This window comes from Enterobacter sp. EGD-HP1 (genome assembly GCF_000733275.2).
GTDB lineage: Bacteria > Pseudomonadota > Gammaproteobacteria > Enterobacterales > Enterobacteriaceae > Enterobacter.
In genome coordinates, this window is sequence record NZ_AVOP01000008.1 from 1 (window position 1) to 24,685 (window position 24,685).

The following is a 24,685-nucleotide window of genomic DNA, read 5'->3' on the forward strand; positions in this document are numbered from 1 at the left end:
GAATGCTTTTGAAACCGGCGATGATCTTGGAATTTTGCTTCACTTAAATGTGAGCGCTCCTCACTTCGCACCGCAGGGTCAGCTCCCACTAGGTATGTAAGATTGCGTTAAATATTCGAAGCCGCAGCAGCAGTTTTTTGTAAAAAAACGCTCTATTTAACATATTGTACGTTGCGAGAACCTGTGGTTTTTCCCAGATAAATGCATTTCACCCGTTTGAGAAAGTCGATATCCATAGCGCTGGCAGTCTCTGCAACAGTGTAGTTATTGCCAGGGCCACTTAAACGGATTCGCGTTTAAATGATGCATTGAAACTTCTTCTTTTCATTGAGGCTACTGTCATGTCCAGAGATGAGCATATTACCTTTGTTAAGGTGGCCAAATTATGTGGATCACTAAAGTTAGGCGCCAAAAAATTCTCGATGCCGATACCTCCCTCCCCTTCTCCGCGATTCTTAAAATGCTCAGATGACTAAGCGGAGGCCCCTCAAGAAAGTGCCAATTGCGATAACGGCAACATTCCTCATTTCGGAGAAATGTGCGTACCCGATCAACAGGACGTTGCAACGGGAAAATGAATGAAGGTGTGCGATAGCTCATTATTGAATCAGATATCGAGAAACTAGATGTTGCTTATAAACTCAAATCATTTCGTACTCACAGGCTTCTTTGCTTAAGTGATTTCATGATTCTATAATCATATAATCTCACACTCATTTAATCACAGAATCATTTACTGCAGCCTACACTTCGTAACGGACACAAGCTTGTTTGCCAATTACACTGATCGACCATAATAAACAAGTATGTTGGGTATTCTTTCATTTACACATGCGTGTTTTAGTCGACCGCGCAAGGCATAACGACAGTAGGGTCTCGATTCGGTAATAAAAAGCATCGTTTCTGTGATGCGAGCAATCTCTGAAATGTATTGCCCAAAATAATACTGATATGCTCATGTAATCACATGATTATATGAGCATATAAGCAATACCTTCTGATGCACTGACAGATGTAATGCTGCAAGTCACAGAATTAGTTATAACCAGGCCGGATCGCCGCCCATAGCTTTAACTAAACGACAGAGCATGGTATCACCACCCCTGACTCCCCTTTTATCATTTATTCAGAACCATGCCCTTGTGGCATAGCAACTCCACGTTATGCAAAGTTGCCGTAGTTGTGCTCAGGTAATTTATTTCCAAACACTATGATTGGTTTTTAACCACGGGATAACCTACGCAACCTATAGCGGCAGAAAGCTACCGTGACCAGAGCAAATCAAATCTTTTGATGCTATTGAATCCGAACAGCTTCTTACATATCCCCGCCATCTCATAGAGTAAGTGATTTACAACACAATCACTTTTACGCCGCAAATATGCCGCATGAAGTGGGTTCAAGAAAGAGCCTATACGCAAATATGACGCAAGAACAGATGTACAGCACTGGTAATGTTTGCTAAATTACAAATCATACTCAAAATTGCCGCACATATGACGCAAATGTGCGTATGTAAAATTTTCGGGAGTGAAACGATGAAGATTTTTATGGATGATGGCTCTACCAACATCAAAATGCTTTGGACTGATTCTGACGGCACCGAACGCCGACACATTAGCCCTAATAGTTTCAAACGAGGCTGGTCTGCAAGTTTCGGTTCAGGGAAGGTTTATAACTACGTTCTTGATGGCGAGAAATACTCTTACGACTTGGTTAGCCCTTCAGCTCTTGAAACGAACAATGTCTCCTGGCAGTACAGTCCTTTAAACGTTATTGCTGTGCATCATGCGCTTCATACCAGTGGCATTGCTCCTCAGCCAGTTGAAATCGTAGTGACTCTGCCACTAGCAGAATTTTTCGATACAGATGCGCAACCGAATATGGATAACATCAACCGCAAAAAAGAAAGCCTGATGCGCGCGGCTGAGCTTAATAAGCAAGCAGGTTTTATAATAGAAAAAGTAACGGTTCGACCTGAGTCTATCCCAGCAGGTGTTGGTCTGGCCGACGAACTAAGCACATCTCATTCTATGCTTATCATCGACCTAGGCGGCACGACCCTGGATGTGTCATTGGTTGTGGGCAAAATGACGGGAATCTCTCGTGTCTATGGTAACTCAGAACTGGGTGTTTCACTGGTAACATCAGCCGTTAAACAGGCTTTGGCTAGCGCAGAGACAAAAACATCCAGCTTTAACGTCGATAATCTGATCATTAATCGTCATGATGATGCTTATCTATCCGATAATATCAACGAGATTGAAGCTCTCGATGATGTCAAAAAGGCCATGACTCAAGCCATCTCTCGCCTGCAGCGCCGCGTTCTTGACGTTGTAGCAGACTTTGATGGTTATACACATATTATGGTCATTGGCGGCGGAGCACCGCTAATTGCGGACGCAATTCGCGATAACACTTCTATCCGGCAGGATCGCTTCTTTGTTTCGAACGACCCGCAGTTTGACTTGGTCACCGGGCTGAAGGCTATAGGATAAGAAATGAGGGGCTAAAAGCCCCCTTTTTTAGAGGAGGTCAACTTGACGGATAAAACTGAGCGTAAGGCTCCAGGACGTAAAAACACGTCTGCAGCAGAAGTACGTAAAGACATTCGTTTCTACCTTCGCCCGACAAAAGCTGTTAATGAGCAATACGCCGCTGACAAACTCAGCGAGTTGCCGGGTGAAACCCAAGATCACATGCGACAGTTTTCTCTTGCAGGTCTGGCGCTCGCTGAAGTCGATAGCCGACTGCCAGCAGTTTTGGCTTCAATGCTCAAGCCGGGAGTAACTGGTACAGAGATTGAAGCGGTTCTTAGAGCTTTCCTCAGCATGGACCTATCGCTACAGCCACAAGTAGTAAAATCCGAAGAGTCTTCCAAAACGATCGGCTCTGCCAGGAACCTACGCAACATGCTCCCAGACTAACCTCTAGCTGCTCGTCCAAGCTGCTCCCCCTATATGAGTAAAAGATTATATGATTACAAAATCATATAATCTTTTTATTCCATGCATACATGATTCCATGTTGCTTTGCTCATGCTCGCCGATTAATATTCACACATACGATGTGATTATGTATGCAAACACTCAAATGATTACATAATCATATAGTCAAACAATCATGTGAGGATGTATGGCTAAGATTATCGCGATTCTGAATGGTAAGGGCGGTGTAGGTAAAACGACGTCGACTATCAACATTGCTACGGCTATCCAGCGCAAAGGGTTCTCTGTTGCCGTCGTAGATACTGATCCCCAGGGGAGCATTAGTAACTGGTTCGATGAAGAGAAGTGTGCATTTGACCTGACCGAAGCGGCCAGCGAGAAAGAGGTCTACCAGGTACGCAAATCCCTAAAATCATATGATTATGTAATCATTGACGGTGCAGCCGCTATCTCCGCCATTTCTTCTGCAGCGGTAATGGTTTCCGATCTGGTCGTTATCCCTGTGACCCCATCGCCACTTGACTTTGCCGCATGCGGTGCAATTCTGGCAGTTATTGAGGCTCGTCAGGACTTACAACCGGTGGAAGCTCGCTTCCTCATCACCAAGAAAATTCCGCACAGCAAAATGCTTGCTGTCCTGAAAGACTCGATCGAAGACACTGGCGTACCAGCCTTCAGAACTTCTATCTCTCAGCGTCAGGCTTACGTAAAAGTTATGCTCGATGGCAGTACCGTATTCGATACGGATGACGGCGCAGCAAAAGGTGAGATTGATGTACTGACGAACGAAATTCTGGAGATTACTGCATGAGCAAGCCCGCTATGAAAATGAAACTTGGCCAGAACCGTGCCACGCCAGCCGCCGTTGACGCCGTAATGAAGCCGTCTGTCATCACGAAACGACTGCAGATGAACATCCCTGAAGATCTCCATAAGGAGTTCAAGAAGGCTTGCGTCGATGATGACGTTGAAATGACTGACGTTGTCACTAAACTGGTAAGGGACTGGCTGAAGGGCAGGGCATAAACATATACTCACATGAGTACATGAGTACATGAGTACATGAGTACATGAGTACATGAGTATTTAATCATAGAATTCTAGGGTGTTATGAATTTGAAATGACGGACGTCGTAACTAAGTTGGTAAGGGACTGGCTGAAAGGCAGGGCATAAAACATAATCTCACAAACACATAATCATATGATTATTGGATTATAGAATTCCTGAATCTTATGCTGTTAAGATAAAACAAAAGCCCCGACTAGCGGGGCTTCTGTTTATTCGTCTTGGGCTTCGAATAATTCTTCTATCGATTTGGTTGGATAGAAGAGGGCGTTACTATTTTCGCGCTTGAGCAGGATGAAGCCAAGGCCAAGGTAGAATTTTTTGGCGTCGTCGCTGAGAGCTTCAACAAACATTCCATGTATTCCTACTGCCTGGGATGCGTGATACACAACCTTCATGGCATGTGTTACAAGCGTTTCTCCATACCCTTGACGTTGAATGCTACTGTCAATTGCCAAACGCGCCAGCGTTACACTGGGAACGTTTTTATAGGGCACACGTTTTTGCTGAGTCTTGCTCGGGAAATACTCTTTTTCGAAGCAGCTCCCAGACAATGTGTAGTACCCCAAAACCCGAGGTTTTTCCTCTCTCGTGACGAGCACATAACCACGCAAAAACTTACCAATGTGTTGGCGTTTCAGATGGTCTGTGAGAAAAGTATTAAGATACTCTTCACCGCAATCGAAGTTGCTTACATCATACTCAACTTCCTCAGAAAAAATTTCTACCTTTAAACCTCCCATGTTATCACTCCAAATTCTGGAGACGCTTAGCAGCTTTTTTCAGTCGGTCGTTCGGTGCTGTCGCGTTACTGATCGCTTCCATAACCGCGTTCCATGACTCCTCGTTGAGGATCAGGCGGCGGTGCTGGTTAATAATTTCCGCTGCACGTTCAGAGGCAGTGCTAACCATGAACTGTGAAATTGACTGGTTAGTCATTGCCGCGGCTTCTTCGATCATGCTCTTATCGCCTTCATTTAATCTAAGATCGATGCGCTGTTTCTTCTGTGCTGACATGGTCCTTCTCCTCGAACACCCGTGATGTAAAAAGGGCGGTAAACTCCTTTTTACGTGCGAGCCGATTGCTCTTAAATTTGTCTAGGCTTATCACCTGTAAATTGCCAGAAATCAAAACATGTACGGCATTTTACCGTACATAGATAATAAGGGCGGTAAATGAAGCTATCAACTACAAGTAGTATTCAAAGGCAGCTATCGTACGAAATGTTGTAGTTGCTGTGACCAGCTCCCCGCTGAAGTAAATACCCAAAAAACCTCATTAGAACCTTAATGAACTGGAGATTTAATGGGATGTGTGATTTACGAAGGTGCTCGCAAGTTTTTTCGGAGTTGAAGTGTGTTTGTAAAGCGGTTGTGTTTGTAATCCGGATCACAGAGAGGCATGGAGCAGAAGTGTGTTTATAAATCGGATCGTGTTTATAAAGCGGATCGATAAACACAAACGTTGAGCGTGCTTATAAACCGGATTTTCAGACAGCAGGGGAGAGCTAAAGGTATGGATATCACTGCATTCGTGTTTATAAAGCGGATGACAGGGCTATTTGAAGGGCTTAAAAACCCTCCGTACTACGCCAAAACGTGACTTCATCCGCCTTATAAACACATGTTTGGGTTACTCGTCTTCGTCCTGGTTTTTCTTATCCGCTTTATAACCACCAGGCACTGTCTTGATATCCGGGCGTGGCGTCCGGCTAGCGATGAGTAAGTGCCATTCACCGTCACGCTTCACAACATCACCATCAAGGTAGCCAACAGCTTTCAACTCATCTATCGCCTTGTTAATAACCCGGTTCTGCTGGTTATTAGGTGAAGTAAGCATCAGACGCCGCTTTATACGAGCAAACGAAAGAGGAATCGGCTTCTCGGGCAAACTTTCCAGGAACGTATAAAGAGCCTGTGCAGTACCTTTGTTGGCCAACTGCCGGAGTATAAACATCTGAATAAGAACCTGCCGATCAAACTGGTAGAGCTCCCAAAGCGACTCATCCGCAATGAGTACCATCGTGTCTTTTACTTCATCCCACTTACCACGGCTTAACAAACCGGACACGACACCTTGTTTATCACTCTCGGACGATAAGCGGATCGTCGTCCCACGCAAGCGGGCCAGAGAGTCCGCCAGACGCGTTCTAAGGCTTTTATCCTTGTCCTTGGGGAGATAACCGCAAAAGGTCGCGAACTCGCTAAATGGGAGCTCTACAGTGTTTCCATTTAGGCCATATTTAGAGAACGCGAGGATGATCCCAACCCAAACCTTAAAATCAGTCTCCATAGACAGACGTGGGCCACTGATCCGAATGTCGGTATAACCTTCAGCCCGGGCCAGCTCCAGGCTTTGAAGTTCTTTGCTGGCATCAATGTTGATATTACCGGTATCCTTACCCTTGCGTTTCAAAGAGGGTAAGAATAGCCCGAGGCGCATCAAAGCAACTGGTTGGACGGTAGCGTTTTTTGTGGGGATGAGTTTCTTATTTTCCCCAATGACCTCTAACACTGTTTCGAGAGAAAGTTCCTGTTCTTTCTTAGACATAGAGCGTATATCCACAGGTGCGAGCGGCTACGATCTTGTTTCAGCCACGGATCCGGTTTGTAAACACAGTAAAACCGATTTATAAACACGTTCACCCGCTTTGTAAACACATTAATCCGGTTTACAAACATATTTATCCGCTTTATAAACACGTTTATCCGGATTACAAACACAAAAAATGGCTCTCAGACCAGAGCTGGCGCGGCTCTCAGCGTACCGGGATCTGTTTGGTACTATTAGGATCAATTTAGGATCTTTAAGGGATCTGATTATTGGATCTACATTGTGGATAATGTGAATAACTACAACGTAACCTTAGGAAACATCTAAGAATGTTCTGCATACCTAACCGATCTCCCTCATCACGCCAACTGGCCAACAGTGCTCTCTTCATTAAACGTAACTAAATGAAGGTGGTTTCACTTAGAAAATTACATGCAATATCATCACTATTATCCTCGACATTATCAGCAAAACCCCGTCTCGATTTCAGAGCATTTCACAGAGTTTCCCCCCTACAGATAGGTAGATATGTGTGCTGTGTTCGAGCTTATTACTGCAATCATTAGTTTAGTTGCAGTAGTCATGTTACTTATCAACTGGGTCCTGCAACAGGAAACCTGTTCGGTATAACGGCAAGGTTTCTCGCAGTTCTTCAGGACCGTTCTTTATTATTCTCTCGAACGAAATCTCCGTATCCTATCAAGGGTATCTATGGCATCTTTCAACCTTCCGGTGCGAGGTTCGTCGCTGAAGTCACTAATACCCGGTAAGTCTTTATCCCTCTTGTGTTGCAGATATGCATATTTTCGAGCCAAGCGCTCAATTACTTCACGCTGCTGGTTGCGGTACTGGTTGACCAGGTGAGTGCGTTTGTTAGCTGCGGCAGCTTTTGAAGCAGCTATGGCATGCCACAGTTGCTTGCTGGTGACAACCGGCGACAACATTTTCGACTTACCCTGAATATCTCTTTTTGTTGTTCTTGAAGATGTTCTCTTATTCTTAGCTCTGTCATTTTGACAAGGGGAGGGGTGCTCATTTTGACAGGGGGGGCACAAAGCAAAAACCTGATCTACCAGCTGCTTCAGCTTACGCACCGGTGACGAAATTTTTAGCCCTGCGCTTATCAGTTTTTCCTTCACGCGCGACACGAACGCCAGAAAGCCTGGTGTAAACCGATACAGATTAGCCTTCCTCGCGTTTGTACGTTCATCAACAACGACGGTACAACTCAAAAGACCGCGACTAACCGCCTCACGGAAGGCTCGGAGGACCGTTGAAACGCTGTAGCCAGTTTCCTCTGCGATCGAACGGTGCGATTTATGAATGAAATAGTCGCTGGTGCAGGCAGCAAGATTAGCGCATTGTGCCAGAATGTACCCAGTGCTGCGCGACAAGCGAGAATGCCCGACGACAAACGCCAGCTCGTAGCCGTTAAAGGCTGCTGAATTAGTAGCTCTGCTCATGTAAAACCCAATCTTCAAATCAAAAGCACTCAAGCCCCTGCCATAGGACAGGGACATGTCTATTACTGCGCGGAGAAAACGCTACAATCGCTTCTACAGTAGTAGTCCGGATCAGATTTGAAGACGCAGATGACCATTTTGCTGACAAGAAACCGCTCAACATAGCCGTATGCTCCCACTCCAAACCAGACAAAAGGGTTTTCTGGCAGAACAAAGCGGTTATGAACCACGATGAAAAAAGCTCTGAAGAGAGTATGTCCTGAAGAGACAATATGAGTACTATTGAGATCAATCATGCGGTAGCCCCCTGCGTGAACCAGTAGTTCACTGGTGGGCGCTCAGGCGAAAAGCGGGAAGAGAAGATGCACGGCGAGTCAGGAAGCTGTGAACGGGCTTCAGATTCGGTCTGAGCAATGACCAGGTGATAACGACGTTTCTGGCAAGAGTAGAAGCGCCAGATGAATTCTGGGTGAGTTTGGGTAGTGATAGTAGCCATAATGACAGTCCCCCTTAGGCAAATTTAAGGGTCACCGCCTGAGTTTCCACGCTCTGTATGGCGGTGACGCTGATGGGGGTGGAAATACCGGCTGCCCAAGGAGGTTTTGACCGGCCCGACCAAAGTCGGCCCCACCAGCGTCACCATAGATTCAATACAGATATCGATATGGCTGTGCGTAGTGGATGACACAAAAAAAGACGCTATGGCGTCTGTGTCGCCTCAGGCAATTTATCCGGGTTTCCACGCCCGTCCGTAGGATTTACTACGACATAAAAATCATAAACGCTACAATCAGTTGGATTCAAGTAGTTTTTTTCTTCCTTCTCCGAGCTTCATACAGGTTTAATCCATAATTCAGCTCTTCACTTCATCGAGAAAAACCAGACAGCCATGTTTTTTATTATTAATTAATCCCGCCACCACTTATCTCATGACGTTCTCAGAATCCGTCTTTCATTCGCCGCTGCACAGAGAGCCAGGTGAGCTCTTCCAGCCCATCAGGGACGATCCGTTCCGGATTGGTGTATATGGCATTTGCATCCCCGGTCAGCCACCAGGAGTCGGTGGCCCGGATACGTTCGGCCACCGTCAGGCCGTCCCAGGTAACAATTAGCCAGGTGTTCACGCTCCGCTCATCCGGAGGGCGGAGCCAAAGCCGTTGATGGCCCAGTGCGGTCAACGCACGCCAGACAGTTTCAAGTGAAACCGGGACGCGCTCGCTTTCATGGAAAGATGTGTTCATGTGTAACAGTCACTCTTGGTTATTTTTTTGTGACATCCATGATGATGAGCGTCGTTAAATTACCCAGTAGCAATCATTACCTGTGTGATAGCAAGCCAGGATATTGCCACATCATTAAATTACCGGGAGCACGGTTCTTGGTGATCCGACTTTTCTGCTATCTCATAGTTTCCAGAAGTGTAGCACGCTAACGGAATAAGCAAAGCGTCGCTTTGTGGTGTTTAGAGATGGAGAGTGGGGGAACACAACATATAGAATTAATCTCAGCTGACCGAGTGGCACATATTGTGTTTCTGCGCCGCAGCACGACGGAGGTGAGGAAGAAGATCCGGAACTACCTTTTTTCGTATCTGATGTCAGAAAAGGAGATATTATTTACCAGGTTCCAACAGTAATGGATTAGTGTTGTGTTGTATGCAATAAAACAGGCCGAACACTTCCCACCATCCATTATGCTCTCTGTGGTAAAACATACCGGTCTTTTAAAACAGCATCTTTTCCGGACGCGGATGAGTATCTGCCATAGATCCGGTCCGGGTCGAATGAAGCGTTCAACTGAGAGGCTGGTTCACCAGACAGATACTGGGATGAAATGCTGCGGGGACATGTTTCTGAAAGTGGTGATGAAGCGCATCGATGAGTCGACCGTACGGTGTCGGCTCCGGGCGGGCAAAATAGTAGCTGTCACCTGTGGCCACTGCCTCACCAAAAGGCAGCGCCAGAAGCCCATCGGCAATAGCCTGACGGTTCAGCAGGAGATCAGCGATCGCAAAACCATACCCGCTGACGGCCGCCATGCTGGCCTGTTCAAGGGTGTCGAAGATTTTCCCGCCATTTAGGGCGGCCTCTGCGGCTCTGACCACACCTTCAAGCCACCGCCGCCAGTCCAGGCTGTCATGAGAAGGGTGGATGAGCTCACAGCCGGAAAGGGAATGGCGCACTCGGTCAAGCAGGGCGGGTGCGCATACAGGCACAAGCCATTCCCCGAAAAGTATCCGGCTTATTGTCTCCGGTCCGAACTCACCTCTCAGGTTATATAGAAAATAGACATTACTCATACGTTAATATAATTCACTAATAGTAAACTATGTCTTAATTTTAACAGTATTTCAGTAAATATGTCAGGTCTCTAAAATGGACAGAACACCAAGACGAGGAATAAAGAATGAAACTGACTAAAGTTGCTTTATCGATTGCCCCCCTTGCACTTATCGCTTCTGTTAATACATTTGCGAATGACGTGGTTTCCCTGAAATTCAGTGATGGTCGCCCAGATGTGAAAGGCGTTGAAGCGGTAAATGCCGTCCTGAATCCTGTCGGCATCAATGTGACCACACTAGATATACCTGAAACTGCAAAACCTGTGCTGAAGGTATCTGACAAACGCGCGCTGACCAAACCCGAACAGGACCTCCTTATTAAGGAATTTTATCTGAACCAGGAGCAACTCCTTGAACAGGTCAGCATGGCAGGCCGAACGCCAGCAGTTAAAGGCGGTGGAGTGTTAACGGAAGAAACCGGCTTTGGTCCATACCCGAAAGTGTATGACATGAAAGCGATGGATCAAAAAACGCATAAAGCGGTACTGGAAAAATATGGGCGCATGCACGTGAACTCCGCCGATGACGGAACCGATGTTGATGAAGTGATGACTGTGGTCAACGGCGGTCCTTTCCGCTGGAGTTTCCCGCTTAAAGATGGATCCACCGTACGCTTTCAAGTTGAGAAAGTTGGGTTAAATGATAAGGCTGTCCGTGTGAGTTACCACGGTCTCGGCATGCATGCTGGTATGATGGATCCGAAACAGGGTCTGATTGTTGCCTTTATTCATGGCCCGAAAGAGTTCACCATGCGTTACAAGGCTGACGTGCCACATCAGGAACTACTGGGCACTAACCCATGGGTCGACTTTAGCGGCAATTATCCGGTTGTTCTGGAAAAAGTGAAATAAATGCCAGTTGCTGGTTAGGCTTAGGACCACTCTACCAGGTCGTTACGTCTGGCCTTTCATCTGAAGAAGACAGTTTATAACCTTTGCCTTTATTACATACGCAATTTTGAGGTCCGGAAAACAGAGAACATCGCGCTCTGTTTCCCGGGCCTTTTGCTACGTATGTTTCCAGTTAATGTCTTCCACTAAACCTCGTACGATGTTTGCGAGCCGATTTCCTAATGTTGGTAGGCCGTTACAGCTACCATTGCGGCCAATAGTAGGTCCTTTCGCGCCAGCCTTTGGCATACATGCAGGCATCAATGGCTGCGTTTCGAGCGGATTCATTACGATCTGTCTGCACCGTTTTTATTGATGGTTTCTTGTTATAACGGTAGCCCGATGTGCAATCCTTTTTATTCTTCTGACAAGGGATGTATTTATTCTCATAGCTAAATTCCACATCTCTCACCACATCGGGCGGGAAACGATCAAAGCCATGGCTGCGGCATTCGGCATATTCTGCTTTCCTGGTACTATCAGCAACTCCTGGTTTTTCCCACTGTGTGCAGGCTGTTATAAGCAATAACGGTAATATAATCAGACTACGGCAAATTTTCATAGTTATCCCAAACTCTTGCACTATTCCTGGTAGAATTGATTGAAAATTATTCCTTGCCAATGAGGCCCAATCCGAGTGGATACGAAATTAGGCCTTTTATGATTTAGGTTATCAGGCCCAAATTCTTCATCCATACTGGACGCGGCCCCGCTGGTATAATACCAGCAGGATTGATATTACGATGCGACAGATAGTAATGCTGATGGATGTGGTGCATGTTCAAAGTCTGTCGGAAGTTTTGCCGGGTCAGCAGATTCAGCATGTACCTGTACAATGCCTCAAACGACTGCAATGGCCTGATATTTGCCCGAAAATGTACTGCATACACGGTTTCGAATCTAACCAGTGACGGGAACAGGAACAGGTCGGATAAACTCAGTTCATCACCGAAAAGATACAATGTCGTTGTCAGCCTTTTGTCTAACGTTTCAAGCGCATCAAACAGAGCGGCAATCTCTCTGTCGTAATCTTCCTGACTGGCCGCAAAACCTACCTGATAAACACGACGGTTAATGTTAGTGTGAAGCCAGATGTTCATTTCCCCAATCTCGCTAGCAAACGATGCCGGTAACAGCTCTGTTGCATTGCGTGCCAGGCTTTTCCAGTCGGTGGCAAGCGCCGCTGCAAGTTTAGCCGAATCGTTACAGACGATTTTTTCCTCCTGCCGGTCCCACAGTACTGGCACCGATACCCGGCCGGTAAAGTCCGATGCAGTCCGTACGTACAGCGAACGCAGCCAGGCTTCGTGATTCACCGGGTCGGGGCTTTCGCTACTGAAGGCCCAGCCATTGTCATCCCTGACAGCGGCCACGGATGAAACTGAAATAGCGTCATCAAGTCCGAGGGACTTAATAACCAGCCACGGACGGTGAGCAAAGGGGCAGGCACCGGAGACATACAGATGATAACGTCCAGCCTGCGGCAAAATCTCATTTGTAAAGGTATCTTCATGAGTCAGGGCATCTAGTGACTTATTCGCGTACCAGATGCCGTTTTCAAGCACAGCCATTTTGTACCTCCATGAGGTTACGGTTAGGATCATCAGGATAGTTTGGTCTGGCATATACAATCATGACAGATATTCGTACCGGACATGCTCGCAGAGAGCAAAAAAGGCTGCATATGCAGCCAATTAAATCCTAGTAAAATCAGAGCGTAAAGTGATAACAATGATGAAGAAAGTGCATCAGAGCTGAGACTCGAACGAGCTAACTATTTCTTCCAACGCTGCTTCGGTTTCTGTATCAAAGCAGCCATTATTGAATTTCTGATAAAACTCACCCACGCTGTAAGTTCCTGCCAGCACGCATCCCCACCACGGCAAGAGTTCCCCTATATACTTCAGGTTGGTTGCACCACCATTTTTTCCTGGAGAGGTACTCAGTAACAGTACTTTTTTACCCTGTTCGCCAAAGAAGGACTCGCCCTGCTCACGTATACGAGACAACCAGTCGATCGCATTCTTGAGGCAGGCCGGCATCAGCCCGTTGTGCTCAGGTGATACAATAACCAGAGCTGAGCAGTCTCTTACAAGGTCTTTGAGCCTGATAACTGACTCAGGTAATTCGTTATTTTCTAGCCCCAACTGATACATTGGTAGCGAATGCTCATAAAGGCTGGTCAGGACTACCTCATGACGTGAGAACTTGGTAGTAATCCTGGAAGCCAGTTGCCAGTTAATGGACTCTTCCGGCGTGCTGTTACTGCCATTCAGGATGAGAATTTTTTTCATTATGTTCACCTTCATACATTACATGCCGATAATGTAATGATTTACCGAAAGTGTATAAAGATAAGCTGGGTGATAAGATAATTTACCTTCGGTGAATTAAAGTGGTATTTTATGAACAGAATTATGGCACTTAACGTTTTTCGCAGGGTGGTGGAACTGGGCACCTTTAAGGCCGCGGCTAACGATCTGCATCTCTCGCAGGCCGCTGTCAGTAAAAACATTAATGAGCTAGAGAATCATCTCGGCACTGCGCTGATTAACCGTACCACACGGCGGATGAGCTTAACGGGATCAGGGCAGGCCTATTACCGTCAGATTTGCAGTATACTTGATGCGCTTGAGTCAGCCGATCAGTCCGTCATGGCATCCTCGTTTTCCCCGAAAGGTAAGCTTAGGATCTGCGCCCCTATGTCGTATGGCCTTATTAAAATCAACCCGATTATTTGCGAGTTCAGGCACCGCTATCCTGATATTAGTACTGAAGTCTTCCTAAGTGATACTTATGACGATCTCATAGAAAAAGGCATAGATGTCGCCATAAGGGGAGGCGGTGTGCTGAACGATTCCTCTATGCGTTCTCGGCTAATCTGTACGGTCCCCCGGATCCTATGTGCTTCACCAGCTTACCTTAGTCAGGTAGCACCTGTTGTACACCCAGAACAACTCAAAGAACACGACTGCCTGCTCTACAGCCTTTCCTCTTCACCAAGAAAATGGTTTTTTACTCGGGATAACGAAAACATTTCCGTTGAACTCAGGCCGGCAGATTATTCGGTAAATAACGGGATTGCATTAAAGCAGGCGGCTGTTCATGCTCTGGGCATTATCCTTATCCCGGAGGCGTTTGTCCGTCAGGAGATAGCCTCGGGTGAACTGGTAGAGGTCATGCCGGAATGGCTGCCGGACGCCCATGCACTCTATGCGGTATATCCGTACCATAAGGAGCAGTCGCAAAACGTCCGACTGTTTATCGATTTTGTTGCTTCATCATTCCGGGAGCAGGAATCTCACATTTGAATGAAAAATTATATCATTTTTCGAAAACGCCGTCCCTTACGGTTAATTTGACGTCATCAGTTTTGGGACCGGACGGTATCCGTACACTCTCAGGTCACGGCAACATTTTAAGGATCTACAAAAAACAGACATTAGTATTTGCCCTCTATAGACTTTGTTATTGCATGCTTCAAATATCACCTGTTTTTAACAGTTTCAAATGTCACATCAAGTGGCATACAGAACAAAAGTGAAGGTGGTTTTTGGCGGGAAAAAGCATGCATGAATGAGTCCATACCCGTGATTGGCAGGCTGTATAAGTGAGCGCTTATTCACATTTTTTATGGTCGTATTCCTTTATCCCAAGATTCCTGGGCTTATTCTCCGGTGTTAAATGCTGACGCTTTTCTTCTTTAGCCGCGATTTAGTAATTGATTTTGAACAGTTTTACTGCCTAAATCCTTACGGATTTAACATACATCTTGTGTGGGCAGTCAAACTGTAGGGCAGGAGCGTCTACCGGGGCGGGGTCAGTCCAGTTAGCCAACTTACTGGCGTGAATACCGATAATTATTGGGTTATTTGTCATATTGGTCTGCAGAATATTAACTGCAGACCTTTCTCGACTATACGGGCGAGTGAACAGCTCCTCTGGAGCGTAGCACTGCCAACCGAATAACACGTAACAGCCGATAGGGTTCAAGCGGTACGCTTAGATTTAATCAGCCCCTGAGAGTTCTTTTTTGGCGACACGTGCCAGCTGTTTTTCTATCAGGGCTTCCAGCTCGCGTTTGTCATCTTCTGTTCTTAGCGCAACACGATTTCCGTCATACCTGCCTTGGTCGTCCAGTGCTTACTATAAAGCATCTAGTCAAATTCCAATTAACTTGGGAGGATGGGGTGGCTCCCAAACTGACGCAGTCTCGTGTAACTGAAGCTTTTACTCTCGGTGAAGCTTTTACTCTCGGCTGGAGGAGTAGGAAAATTTTCTGATTTGTAAACGGAGGGGCATTGTAAAGGGAAAAAAGACGAGGGACTCTACAGGCGACATCACATCCCTCGACGAAAAATTCTCAACTGATTATAGTTAGTAGAGAACGGGAAGGAGAATTTAGGATTTTGCTCTATAAAACGCAACGGTAAAATGTAAAATTTTAGTTAACTGGCTATAATTCAATCTACACCAGTTGCCTTCGTCCGGCTTGACCCACCTTTTGATTACCTGGTAAATTATGGCAATGGTGAATCCCCCTAAGCGGTGGGGCGTTCCAGTCAACAGCTGTCTGCAGGTATGCGCGCGGCTTTACTGGCCAGGGGTAAAGTCACCGGGAGGCACCCGGCACCATGACAAAAACTACAACCAGTTTGAAATTCCTTGAGAGCCTGCCATAAAACGCAGGCCTTTTTTATTATTTTCCAAACTGCAGCTACCCTTTAAGTTGTGGGAAGTAACTGAATGCCTGACGGTTATCCCTAACCGATAGTGAATCAGCCGATACAGCTTAATTCCTGTGCATAGGTCTTGCTCACACCTACCTTACAAATAGTCAACTCATTAGCCCGCCCTCAAAAGCGGGCATTTTTTTATTCTTAATACAGCCCCAGCGTACAGCTGGGTGATAGTTTGTATCGAATGGACAAAATAACTACTGTCATTTCCTACGGCGTATCGGTACTGGTTCAGGAGGCTTATTGACGGTTAATCACCCGAAGAGTGGGCTGCTACAGTTGTGTTCGGTAGTTTATTGTTCGGCCTACTCACCCTTCTAATCAATCTCTGTTTCCAAATCAAAGCAGGCCGTCGAAGAACTGCGCGAGCTGAATGATGTCCAATCTGCGCCACTCATTTTCGAACAGTTCATCACGAGAAAGAGAGTAATGCGCTGATGGCGGTGGTGGATCCGGGTGGGGCTGCTCCTGGTGTCACGGTGTAACCGTTATTGCTGGCCTGCCAGTCACTCTCGTTAAGAGTTGCTCAAAAGCCTGCAGCCTTCAGAGCGATAGCGACGTTCTGCGAAGGGAAAACTCTTTACAGGGGTAGGTGTTCTCCACCCAGATATTCAAATTCAATCAGGTTGCAGAACATGCCTGGAGGCTTAAATTTCTGAGCAACATCAGCATTGAAGAAACTGTTATCGAATACCGGGAGATTCTCCACCTGCGATTTGTCTGTTCCTGCTGACACTGCAGGTGTGCTGCTCGAATACGCGTACCGTTTACGTTCCAGCGCAATCCGCATCTATACCAGCGGACCTGACGCAGCCGATGATATTACCGATGCCGCCACCTCTATAGCATACTGCAAGGCTTTGTTATGGATTAAGCCGCTGCTGGCCGTGATTGATAAAGGCAAAAAATACCAGCCCGGCATTCGGCAGATAGAGCTTAATACAAAGAACCAAGGATGGCTCGTCCTTGAGCACACGGGTATTTCTGAACGACGGCTTTACCTGACATAGCAAAGCACCATTTAATTGTAGAAAAAACTCAATATTAAACAAGCGAAGCGCTGCTTTGTCACAATGCCCCGCAGTACTGCTGTCCAGATATGTTGAGGCGACGTAACATATATCCGGAAAGGTAAACGCTGGGCGTACCTCTCTGTGGTTCTCGACCTGTCCGCGATTAAGCCAGTCTGCACGGTAATGTCGTTCTCAACAAACAGCAGACTCACCATGAAAGCGCTGGAAATCGAAGGGGAAAAGCGTGGCAAGCCAGTAGGGGTAATGTTCCGCGACGATCTGGGCTGTCAATTTATTAGTCAGTAGCACCACTGTAGCGGTATCTGTTCAAGCAAAGTATTAGCCGACTATCTCAAGCTCAGCTAATAGCTGACGGTGGTGCTGTAGTTTCTGCATCGTTGAAATAACGCGGCATCAGATATCTGTTTTAGACATCGAGCCTGGATTTTTTCCGGGTGGCGGCTAGCACCACCTTACCCGGCGTATAAAAGCGATATTTGCACAGTTTTATTGCAGAAAAGCGCACTCACGCATCCAGGCCTGCGATCCGCACCAGATGAACGGTAAGCCACAGCAGCTCATTGCCACCGAGAGTCATATCGAGCTGTGCTTTGACATAATCGCGGATGAGCAGCGCGCACCGGTATGCCTCCGGATATTCCTTAATCACCTGCACCAGCAGAAAACTATCCCGCGTGCCGTCAAGCTCGCCATCTTGCAAACGCTGTAGGAAAAACTGCATATGGACCAGAAAGCGCGAGTAGTTAATCGAGTCAGTATCTATCTGATGTTTAAAGTGATATTGCACGAGATTAAAAATATCCTTGAGCATTTTGACCGACTGCATGGTTTGCGCCACGTCGTCGCCCTCGCTCTGGCCGTTTACGAGATGAAAGGCGATATTCCCTGCCTCCTCCTCAGGCAGTTCAATTCCGTAATGCTGGCGAATAATCGTCACTGCCTCACTGGCGATGCGGAACTGCTGCGGATAAAACCGCCTGACTTCCGGCAGCAGGCGGTTTTGAATAATAATCCCTTTGCGGATGCGTTCGATCGCAAAGGTGAGGTGGTCGGCTAGGGTAAAGAAAATTTGCTCGCGAACCTTGCTGGCAAGCTGCATATTGGCGCGGGAAATAATCATCGACGCCATTTCGATCACCACGTCAGGAATGGCGGAAAGGGCTTCAAGATAGCCGCTACGAGCGCTAAGCTCCTTGGTCACGAACAACTTCTCAATCTTCTCCGGGGCGATCTCATCCCCGGGTCTGCTGTTGAAGCCAATACCTTTTCCCATGACGATAACTTCCCTGCTATCGTCATCCATGGAGAGCACCAGGCTATTATTGAGAACCTTCTGAACAATCATCTCTTCGACTCGTCGTGGTTGCCGTTTTGCGCGATGACATCCTTATACCACCAGAAGCTGCGTTTGCGGATCCTTTGTAGACTCTTCAGGTCATCCTCGCCGCGATCGACATAAATAAAACCGTAGCGCTTGGCGTATCCCTGATGGGTGCTGACCACGTCAATAGCCGCCCACGGGCAGTAGCCCATCAACTCGACGCCGTCGGCTATCGCCAGCCGCATTTGCTCAATATGCGCCTGTAAGAAGGTGATCCGATACTCGTCGTTTATCGTCCCATCAGGCGCTAACTTGTCCGGCGCGCCCATGCCGTTTTCGCTAATAAGAATCGGCAGGCCATAGCGTTCACACACTTTGCGTAGCGTCAGGCGCAGGCCCACCGGATCAACCACCCAGCCGTAGGGGGTTTTGCCAACCCACGGGTTTTCTGCAGGACGATAAACGCCCTTTTCGCCCAGCATAATTTGCTGATCGCCGGCTCGGGGCGCTACATCTCCGTCGTCCCCCCGGCTGGCGGCAATTGTTGCGGTTGAGTAGTAGTTAATCGCTATAAAGTCCGGCTTCCCCTGCTGCAAAATCAGCGCATCTTCCGGCTGCACCTCCGGCGTGAGGCCCCGATCCTGCATATAGGCCCACGCCAGGGAGTTGTAGCGGCCATGCACCGCTACATCCAAAAAGCTCCAGCAGCGCAGCGTCTCCCAGTTATGCGCGGCAATGGCGTCCTCTGGTTTACAGCTTTCGGCGTACATCGACGTGGTATTTATCGCCGGACCTATGCGTATTCCGGGAAAATCACGGTGGCAAAAGGCGAAGATCTGCGCCTGTGCCAGCATCATATGATGGTTCTGCTGGTAAAGCTCCTTCTTGTCCGGTAGTTCGCGATCTGCCGGCACGCCAATCGCACCGGGATGGAGGATCATTGTGTTCTGTTCGTTAATGGTCAGCCAGAGTCGAACTTTACCGGCAAACTCGCTTAACAAGAGCCGGGTATAGCGCACGAACGCATCCCCGGTTTTACGGTTAAGCCAGCCGCCTTTTAGCTCCAGCGCCCACGGCAGATCGAAATGGTAAAGCGTGACGATGGGGGTAATACCATGGCGTGTCAGCGCGTCGATAAGGCGGTGATAAAACGCCAGCCCTGCCTGATTCACCGGGCCATCCCCGTCAGGTATCACTCGGGACCAGGCCACCGAAAAACGATAGGCCTTCAGCCCCATCTCCGCCATCAGCGCGACGTCTTCCTCCATCCGGTGATAGTGGTCGCTGGCGATGCGGAAGTTCGCCGTTCCCGGCGGATGGCTGAGCATGTCGACCACCGAGGGACCTTTACCGTCTTCATTCCACGCGCCCTCAACCTGATAGGCTGAGGTAGAGGCTCCCCACAAAAATCCGTCCGGGAATCGGCCTTGCTGTTGATAAATCATACCTGCGCCTCCTTAGCGGATTGCACCATCAGTGTCTCTCCGTAATCTACCTGCGCGGCGGCGCTCAGGCGCAACGAGTGTCGCTCGTCACCGTTGATCACAATCACCGGTGTAATCAGGTCATACCCGGCCTTTTCGATGGCTTTAATATCAAAATGGATCAGGGCTTGTCCGGCTTCCACCCTATCACCCACCTTCAGCGTAGAGCTAAAGTACTGGCCGTTAAGATTGACTGTGTCTATACCAATATGTATCAGCAGCTCAAGACCGCTGTCGCTTTGTAAACCCACTGCGTGGCACGATGGCAGAAACATCCCCACAGTGCCGCTAAACGGCGCGCAGAGTACCCCTTCCTCAGGACGAATCGCCAGCCCTTCACCCAGCAGGCCACCGGAAAATACATCATCATTCACTTCGCTGAGCGCCACCACCTGGCCACGCAGCGGGCTGAATACTTCAGTCTCCCCCTCACTTTTCGGGCTCGTCGCAGGTTGAGCCGTCTCGTTCACTGCATCTTGTTCCTCATGAACATCTTTAAAAGCTATAAACCAGGTCAGGGTAAAAGTCACAATGATGGCGATCGCGCAGGTCGCCAGCGCATGGACGATGTTCATCGGGTTCTCGCCGATAAACGCCGGCAGCGCCGCGAGGCCTGGCGATACAAACGCGTAGCGCACCAGCCCGCTAATCCCGGCGTAGATTCCGGCGCAGCCGCCGCCAATCATCGCGGCAATCAGTACGCGACGGGACTTGAGTAGCACCCCGTATAGCGCCGGTTCGGTGATTCCCAGCAGCGCGGTAAAGCCCGACGAAGAGGCTAGCTGGCGCAGGTTGCTATTTTTGGTTTTAAGCGCCACGCACAGCGTCGCTGCACCCATCGCCACGTTGGATGCCAGCATTCCCGGTCCGTTAATCATCTCGTAACCGCTTTTGCTCAGTTGGCCGGTGGCGATCGGCGTCATCGCCCAGGCAGTACCGGTAATGATCAGGAAGGGCTGCAGGGTGCCCATCAGCATCGGGATTAACCAGCTGGCATGGCGGTCGATAGCGCCAGCACCGGCGGCGACCAGATCGTTAAGCAAAATGCCCGCCGGGCCGACCACTACCAGAGCCAGCGGAGCGGTAATCAGCAGTATCAGCATCGGTTTAACAAAAAATTTAATAATCGATGGAGACACTTTTTCGGCAAAGCGTTCCACCCAAGACATCAGCCACACGGTCAGAATAATTGGCAGCACAGAACCTGCGTAATCTGAAAGCAGGACGTTGATGCCGACAAAATCGATCGCTTTACCAGCCGTGAGCATCTGGCCAATGCCCGGATGCAGCAGTACGCCTGCGAGGGTCATCGCCAGAATCGGGTTGCATTCAAATTTCAGCGATGCGCCGTAGGCCAGCAATACTGGCAGGAAGAAGAAGGCGGCGTCAGCAATGATATTCAGCAACTGATACGTCGAGCTGGTTTCGCTAATCACCCCAGTGAGTTTGAGAATAGCCAACAGCGCTTTAATCATCCCGGCACCGGTAATCGCGGGGATCACCGGGGTAAAGGTGGTCGAAATGACACTGATAATCCGCGCCACGATGCCAGCCTGCTTTGCGTTTTTATCGTCGCCTGCCGGGCCTTTTTTCTCCGGCAGCGCCTTATTCAGCCGGCGGTAAACCTGCTGAACTTCGTTGCCGATCACGATCTGGAACTGGCCGCCATTCTCCACGACGCTGATCACGCCGGGGAGACTGCCGATCTGCGCATCGTTTACCTTTGAGCGATCATTGAACTCCATACGCAACCGGGTAGCGCAATGGGTGAGCATGCGGATATTTTCCGCACCGCCCACCGCGTTGAGGATTTTGTCTGCTGTTTCGTTATAGTTCATAGTGTTCCCTGGTGTTGGGGCAAAAAAAAAGACCAAAATAGAGATGCTTTCCCTTGGCGGGATAGCATTTCTATTCTGGTCTTGCCTGCTTTCGCAGTAGCACGCCATCATAAAAATGGGGTATTTCGACGGATTATCTTAGCGCTCTTGAGTAATGACAATGGCGGCCGAACAAAAGTGTGAGCTGTATTAAGTAAATTCTTATGAGGGACTGCTGGAGTAGCCGATTGTTTGCGGGCATATAGCTACCGTTCCTGCGCAGCGATCTTAACCCCGGCCATCATCAATTGCCGCATCGAAAATTTTTACAAGCTTGCCACTCTTCAGGCAGGGAGCGATTAGCTGCTCGCGCATTAGCGCAAAGCCCAGTCCTGCCGTACGACTGCCAGTGGCAACAGGCTATTTTCAAAGAGCGGCCCTGCACTTAAATACCTGCTCAGAAACTGTTGATTCCAGTTCGTTCGGTCCTTGTCGCGCAGCGGTGCCCTCTATATCAGTTAGCTTCACTGTTGGTTTAGTGATTGGTGTGGCTCCTGAAATTATCAATGCATATGGTGCGATTGGTTGGATGACTGGTGCGTGTTCATGCAAGCGGCGTCAACCCGATTGATTATAATTTCCTGTATTTTTCTACCTACAGTTAAATCATGTAAACTACTGAAATCGATATGATGCTGATTGGTTATGTACTGGAATCAACATATCGGGCTGCGACGTTATGTCTGATGCTTACAGGTGGATCCTGGCATCATCTCTGGCACACCAAAAAATAATGCAAGGTCAAGTCATGCAGATGAATCCGCTTCTTCGGCTCATAATCGCCCTGACGGTATTGATGGCCATTTTATCTCTTTATCGGGAGGATAAAGGGCTCGCCTGGTTGGCTTTGCTGTGGAATCGCTGAACATTAGTAACCCAGAGCAGCATGACCGAAATACTGTCATCATTCCAGGTTCTTCAGTAACAGACGAAGCTGTACTACCCTGTTTTACTGTCACAAGGATGTATGTGGGACATTATCTATGACGATGTTATTTTAACTTTCTGCCTTAACTGCAGACAGGAAAATATGAGTTCATCTCGTTCATATGAAAGTAATAAATTACACTGTGTTGATTTATCTAGAATTTGCTGAGTGGGAGTGTGACCTGGATGGTTCTCTGGTGGCATTCTTGCGCTCAAGAGGTTATACATCTCTTTCATCCTCTTCTGTTCATATATGCAGGTCTTTGCCGGACATGAAGACCAGGTCATGTCAAAATCTGAATCCGTAAATGACGGTGCGGGGTATCTCATAAAGAGACTGCAAAAACTGTTTAAGAAGGTGATGCAGGATCATCATTTTTCCTGCCAAATTTCACTTGTCATTTCACCCACTGATGTGACCACAACCTATATTCCGCGAAAGCGCGGTGGGCTAAGGTGCTAAAAGAAACATCGGGATTTCCCGTGACAGATTCAAATCAGACGTGCCATCAGTGATGAATGGCCGTATCTTATTGGAAGGTATCGTCGGTTTTTGAACAAACGAAAGGCTTATCAGTATGATTTCTCATTTAGACCATTTTGTTCTCACAACCCGCGATATGCAGGGTTGTGTCGATTTCTACTCAGACGTACTCGGGATGGTAGTTGTTCGATTCGGAGCGTGCAGGACAGCACTGAGATTTGGTCAACAGAAAATCAATATCCATGAATACGGGCGGGAAATAGAGCCCAAGGCGCATCTGCCGGTGCCCGGTTCGCTGGATTTATGCTTTATTGTTCATGGAACAATTGCAGAACTGATTGCCCACCTCAATGCTCACGATGTTAAGATTGAAGAAGGGCCTGTAAGAAGAACTGGTGCCAGCGGGGAGATTGAGTCCGTTTATCTTCGCGATCCGGATCTCAACCTCATTGAACTGTCTGTTTACCTTAACGGCTAAGCGAGCGTTGCAGTCCTGTTTTCTGGAACTGGTCAGTCATTGTCAGGCCTACCCAACAGAATCAGTTATGGAACAATACGTCTCCGTAATTCCACGCCTTCACCACACCATCTGGGGTTTCAAGCAGTATCCGGCCTTCCGTATCAGTGCCCCTACAGATACCGGAAACTATCTGCGTTTTTCCTGCATCAAGAGAAATCTCAGTCATTTGATTAAGCCCTTTCATTCTCCCTTCATAGCAACTCCGCAGCACGCTGAATCCATAAGTTTTCCAGAGAGAAAAATAGTCATCCCAGCGATGTAACAGGCTATGGAGGACATCCTGAGCATCTTTATCCGTGAAGCCAGCAAGTCCCGCAGCTATGTTTTCCAGACCCAGATTATCGGCAGTCATGTTAATGCCGATGCCTACATAAATGGCTCTTGGATCGGCTTCAATCAGTGTTCCACTAACTTTTGCTCCATTTATCAAGATATCGTTCGGCCATTTTATCTGCACGTCAGCATCACGAATAATAAGAGAAAGCGCATCATGTATGGCTATCCCTGCGACGAGAGAAAGCGTAGGTAGTGATGTCCTGTCATCCGGAAGAGGAACAACAATTGTGACCGCAATGTTCCCTGGTGCCGAAATCCATTTGCGGTTGTATCGCCCTTTACCGGCAGTCTGCTCGCGTGCGGAAAGCGCGAAACTCACTTTCCCGGTATGCTGGACGATCCGTCTCGCTTCATTATTAGTACTGTCAACCGAGTCAATTGTTATCAGCTCTGTCATTCTCATCTGTTCCGATAATTACCAGGTCGCCAATCCTAACAAACTCACCTGAACAGAGAAACATAGGCGACATGACTGGTAACAAAGGTCATCAGTTCCTAGGGGGATTGGGGAGCATGGGGTGAGAATGTTTACTCTCTGAAAATGAATACTTTGCGCGCAACTTTGCTTCATCAAAAGGAGTAAGCCAGTATTTAACAACCTACTAAGATTTCTGCTGCTGGGGAGAGGGGGTTAAAAAACCTAATCAGTTATGATTTATGGTTGTCGTTGTCGTTACATTAGCATTGCATAGTGGTTATA

At 47.8% G+C, this 24,685-nt stretch carries 22 protein-coding genes and 4 pseudogenes; 10 read left to right on the top strand and 16 right to left on the bottom strand.

The window, feature by feature from the left end:
* Nucleotides 1-1,538 precede the first annotated feature (1,538 nt).
* From parM to N037_RS07440, 4 genes are all read left to right on the top strand, one after another.
* The gene (parM, locus tag N037_RS07425; RefSeq protein ID WP_032640124.1) at nucleotides 1,539-2,498 is read left to right on the top strand and encodes a plasmid segregation protein ParM domain-containing protein; all 960 of its coding nucleotides are present in this window, start codon (nucleotides 1,539-1,541) and stop codon (nucleotides 2,496-2,498) included.
* Nucleotides 2,499-2,540: 42 nt separating this feature from the next.
* Complete coding sequence (locus N037_RS07430) at nucleotides 2,541-2,927, top strand: plasmid partitioning/stability family protein (RefSeq protein WP_032639996.1); 387 nt, start codon at nucleotides 2,541-2,543, stop codon at nucleotides 2,925-2,927.
* Nucleotides 2,928-3,135: 208 nt separating this feature from the next.
* The gene (gene parA, locus N037_RS07435) at nucleotides 3,136-3,759 is read left to right on the top strand and encodes a ParA family partition ATPase (RefSeq protein ID WP_032639997.1); all 624 of its coding nucleotides are present in this window, start codon (nucleotides 3,136-3,138) and stop codon (nucleotides 3,757-3,759) included.
* Between the two features lie 11 nt (nucleotides 3,760-3,770).
* Nucleotides 3,771-3,974: a plasmid partition protein ParG gene (locus N037_RS07440; RefSeq protein ID WP_032640126.1), complete on the top strand. Its 204-nt coding sequence runs from the start codon at nucleotides 3,771-3,773 to the stop codon at nucleotides 3,972-3,974.
* A gap of 253 nt (nucleotides 3,975-4,227) precedes the next feature.
* Here the strand turns inward: N037_RS07440 and N037_RS07445 are convergent, their stop codons facing one another.
* From N037_RS07445 to N037_RS07470, 8 genes are all read right to left on the bottom strand, one after another.
* Nucleotides 4,228-4,758 carry a GNAT family N-acetyltransferase gene (locus tag N037_RS07445; protein WP_032639998.1) on the bottom strand — a complete coding sequence of 177 codons (531 nt, stop codon included), beginning with the start codon at nucleotides 4,756-4,758 and terminating at the stop codon, nucleotides 4,228-4,230.
* Nucleotides 4,759-4,762: 4 nt separating this feature from the next.
* Nucleotides 4,763-5,032, bottom strand: a complete 270-nt coding sequence (locus tag N037_RS07450) for a type II toxin-antitoxin system TacA family antitoxin (RefSeq protein WP_032640000.1) — start codon at nucleotides 5,030-5,032, stop codon at nucleotides 4,763-4,765.
* A gap of 616 nt (nucleotides 5,033-5,648) precedes the next feature.
* Complete coding sequence (locus N037_RS07455) at nucleotides 5,649-6,566, bottom strand: RepB family plasmid replication initiator protein (protein ID WP_050511221.1); 918 nt, start codon at nucleotides 6,564-6,566, stop codon at nucleotides 5,649-5,651.
* Between the two features lie 671 nt (nucleotides 6,567-7,237).
* Entirely contained in the window at nucleotides 7,238-8,089 is an 852-nt protein-coding gene (locus N037_RS07460) for a Replication protein repL (RefSeq protein ID WP_231686672.1), read from the bottom strand.
* A 5-nt stretch (nucleotides 8,090-8,094) separates the two neighbouring features.
* Nucleotides 8,095-8,328, bottom strand: a complete 234-nt coding sequence (locus tag N037_RS23595) for a hypothetical protein (protein ID WP_072163909.1) — start codon at nucleotides 8,326-8,328, stop codon at nucleotides 8,095-8,097.
* On the bottom strand, nucleotides 8,325-8,528 hold the full coding sequence (locus N037_RS23600; RefSeq protein ID WP_072034156.1) for a host cell division inhibitor Icd-like protein: 204 nt from the start codon (nucleotides 8,526-8,528) through the stop codon (nucleotides 8,325-8,327). Before N037_RS23600 ends, N037_RS23595 begins: the two co-directional genes overlap by 4 nt.
* Nucleotides 8,529-8,970: 442 nt before the next feature.
* The gene (locus N037_RS24815) at nucleotides 8,971-9,156 is read right to left on the bottom strand and encodes a hypothetical protein (protein WP_156369715.1); all 186 of its coding nucleotides are present in this window, start codon (nucleotides 9,154-9,156) and stop codon (nucleotides 8,971-8,973) included.
* Between the two features lie 668 nt (nucleotides 9,157-9,824).
* Complete coding sequence (locus tag N037_RS07470) at nucleotides 9,825-10,331, bottom strand: LysR substrate-binding domain-containing protein (RefSeq protein WP_050511222.1); 507 nt, start codon at nucleotides 10,329-10,331, stop codon at nucleotides 9,825-9,827.
* Nucleotides 10,332-10,438: 107 nt separating this feature from the next.
* Here N037_RS07470 and N037_RS07475 point away from each other — a divergent pair, with 107 nt between their 5' ends.
* Nucleotides 10,439-11,224 (top strand): hypothetical protein, encoded by a 786-nt coding sequence (locus N037_RS07475; protein WP_032640004.1) that lies wholly within the window; start codon nucleotides 10,439-10,441, stop codon nucleotides 11,222-11,224.
* A gap of 241 nt (nucleotides 11,225-11,465) precedes the next feature.
* Here N037_RS07475 and N037_RS23605 read toward each other — a convergent pair whose 3' ends face one another.
* From N037_RS23605 to N037_RS07485, 3 genes are all read right to left on the bottom strand, one after another.
* Nucleotides 11,466-11,825, bottom strand: coding sequence for a hypothetical protein (locus N037_RS23605; protein WP_072163910.1), 360 nt, complete (start codon nucleotides 11,823-11,825; stop codon nucleotides 11,466-11,468).
* Nucleotides 11,826-11,928: 103 nt separating this feature from the next.
* Nucleotides 11,929-12,834: a glutathione S-transferase C-terminal domain-containing protein gene (locus N037_RS07480; protein ID WP_032640135.1), complete on the bottom strand. Its 906-nt coding sequence runs from the start codon at nucleotides 12,832-12,834 to the stop codon at nucleotides 11,929-11,931.
* Nucleotides 12,835-13,011: 177 nt separating this feature from the next.
* The gene (locus N037_RS07485) at nucleotides 13,012-13,557 is read right to left on the bottom strand and encodes an NADPH-dependent FMN reductase (RefSeq protein ID WP_032640006.1); all 546 of its coding nucleotides are present in this window, start codon (nucleotides 13,555-13,557) and stop codon (nucleotides 13,012-13,014) included.
* 123 nt (nucleotides 13,558-13,680) lie between these two features.
* Here N037_RS07485 and N037_RS07490 point away from each other — a divergent pair, with 123 nt between their 5' ends.
* The 4 genes and pseudogenes from N037_RS07490 to N037_RS25155 all read left to right on the top strand — a co-directional run.
* Nucleotides 13,681-14,574, top strand: a complete 894-nt coding sequence (locus tag N037_RS07490; protein WP_231686674.1) for a LysR family transcriptional regulator — start codon at nucleotides 13,681-13,683, stop codon at nucleotides 14,572-14,574.
* Nucleotides 14,575-16,177: 1,603 nt separating this feature from the next.
* A pseudogene (locus tag N037_RS23610) lies at nucleotides 16,178-16,379 on the top strand (phage holin).
* Nucleotides 16,380-16,492: 113 nt separating this feature from the next.
* Nucleotides 16,493-17,012 (top strand): annotated as a pseudogene (locus N037_RS07495) (hypothetical protein).
* 96 nt (nucleotides 17,013-17,108) lie between these two features.
* Nucleotides 17,109-17,318, top strand: a pseudogene (locus tag N037_RS25155) (IS3 family transposase); the annotation flags it as partial.
* 223 nt (nucleotides 17,319-17,541) lie between these two features.
* Here N037_RS25155 and licT read toward each other — a convergent pair.
* From licT to N037_RS25160, 4 genes and pseudogenes are all read right to left on the bottom strand, one after another.
* Nucleotides 17,542-18,381, bottom strand: a complete 840-nt coding sequence (gene licT / locus N037_RS07500; protein WP_032640010.1) for a BglG family transcription antiterminator LicT — start codon at nucleotides 18,379-18,381, stop codon at nucleotides 17,542-17,544.
* On the bottom strand, nucleotides 18,378-19,802 hold the full coding sequence (locus N037_RS07505; RefSeq protein ID WP_032640012.1) for a glycoside hydrolase family 1 protein: 1,425 nt from the start codon (nucleotides 19,800-19,802) through the stop codon (nucleotides 18,378-18,380). Before N037_RS07505 ends, licT begins: the two co-directional genes overlap by 4 nt.
* Nucleotides 19,799-21,679, bottom strand: coding sequence for a beta-glucoside-specific PTS transporter subunit IIABC (locus N037_RS07510; protein WP_032640013.1), 1,881 nt, complete (start codon nucleotides 21,677-21,679; stop codon nucleotides 19,799-19,801). Before N037_RS07510 ends, N037_RS07505 begins: the two co-directional genes overlap by 4 nt.
* A 273-nt stretch (nucleotides 21,680-21,952) precedes the next feature.
* Nucleotides 21,953-22,158 (bottom strand): annotated as a pseudogene (locus N037_RS25160) (LysR substrate-binding domain-containing protein); the annotation flags it as partial.
* Nucleotides 22,159-23,223: 1,065 nt separating this feature from the next.
* On the opposite strand from N037_RS25160, the gene N037_RS07520 reads away from it, so the two are divergent.
* Nucleotides 23,224-23,607 (top strand): VOC family protein, encoded by a 384-nt coding sequence (locus N037_RS07520; RefSeq protein ID WP_032640018.1) that lies wholly within the window; start codon nucleotides 23,224-23,226, stop codon nucleotides 23,605-23,607.
* A gap of 61 nt (nucleotides 23,608-23,668) precedes the next feature.
* On the opposite strand, the gene N037_RS07525 is transcribed toward N037_RS07520, so the two are convergent.
* Nucleotides 23,669-24,382 carry a biotin--[acetyl-CoA-carboxylase] ligase gene (locus N037_RS07525; RefSeq protein ID WP_050511223.1) on the bottom strand — a complete coding sequence of 238 codons (714 nt, stop codon included), beginning with the start codon at nucleotides 24,380-24,382 and terminating at the stop codon, nucleotides 23,669-23,671.
* Nucleotides 24,383-24,685: the final 303 nt, after the last annotated feature.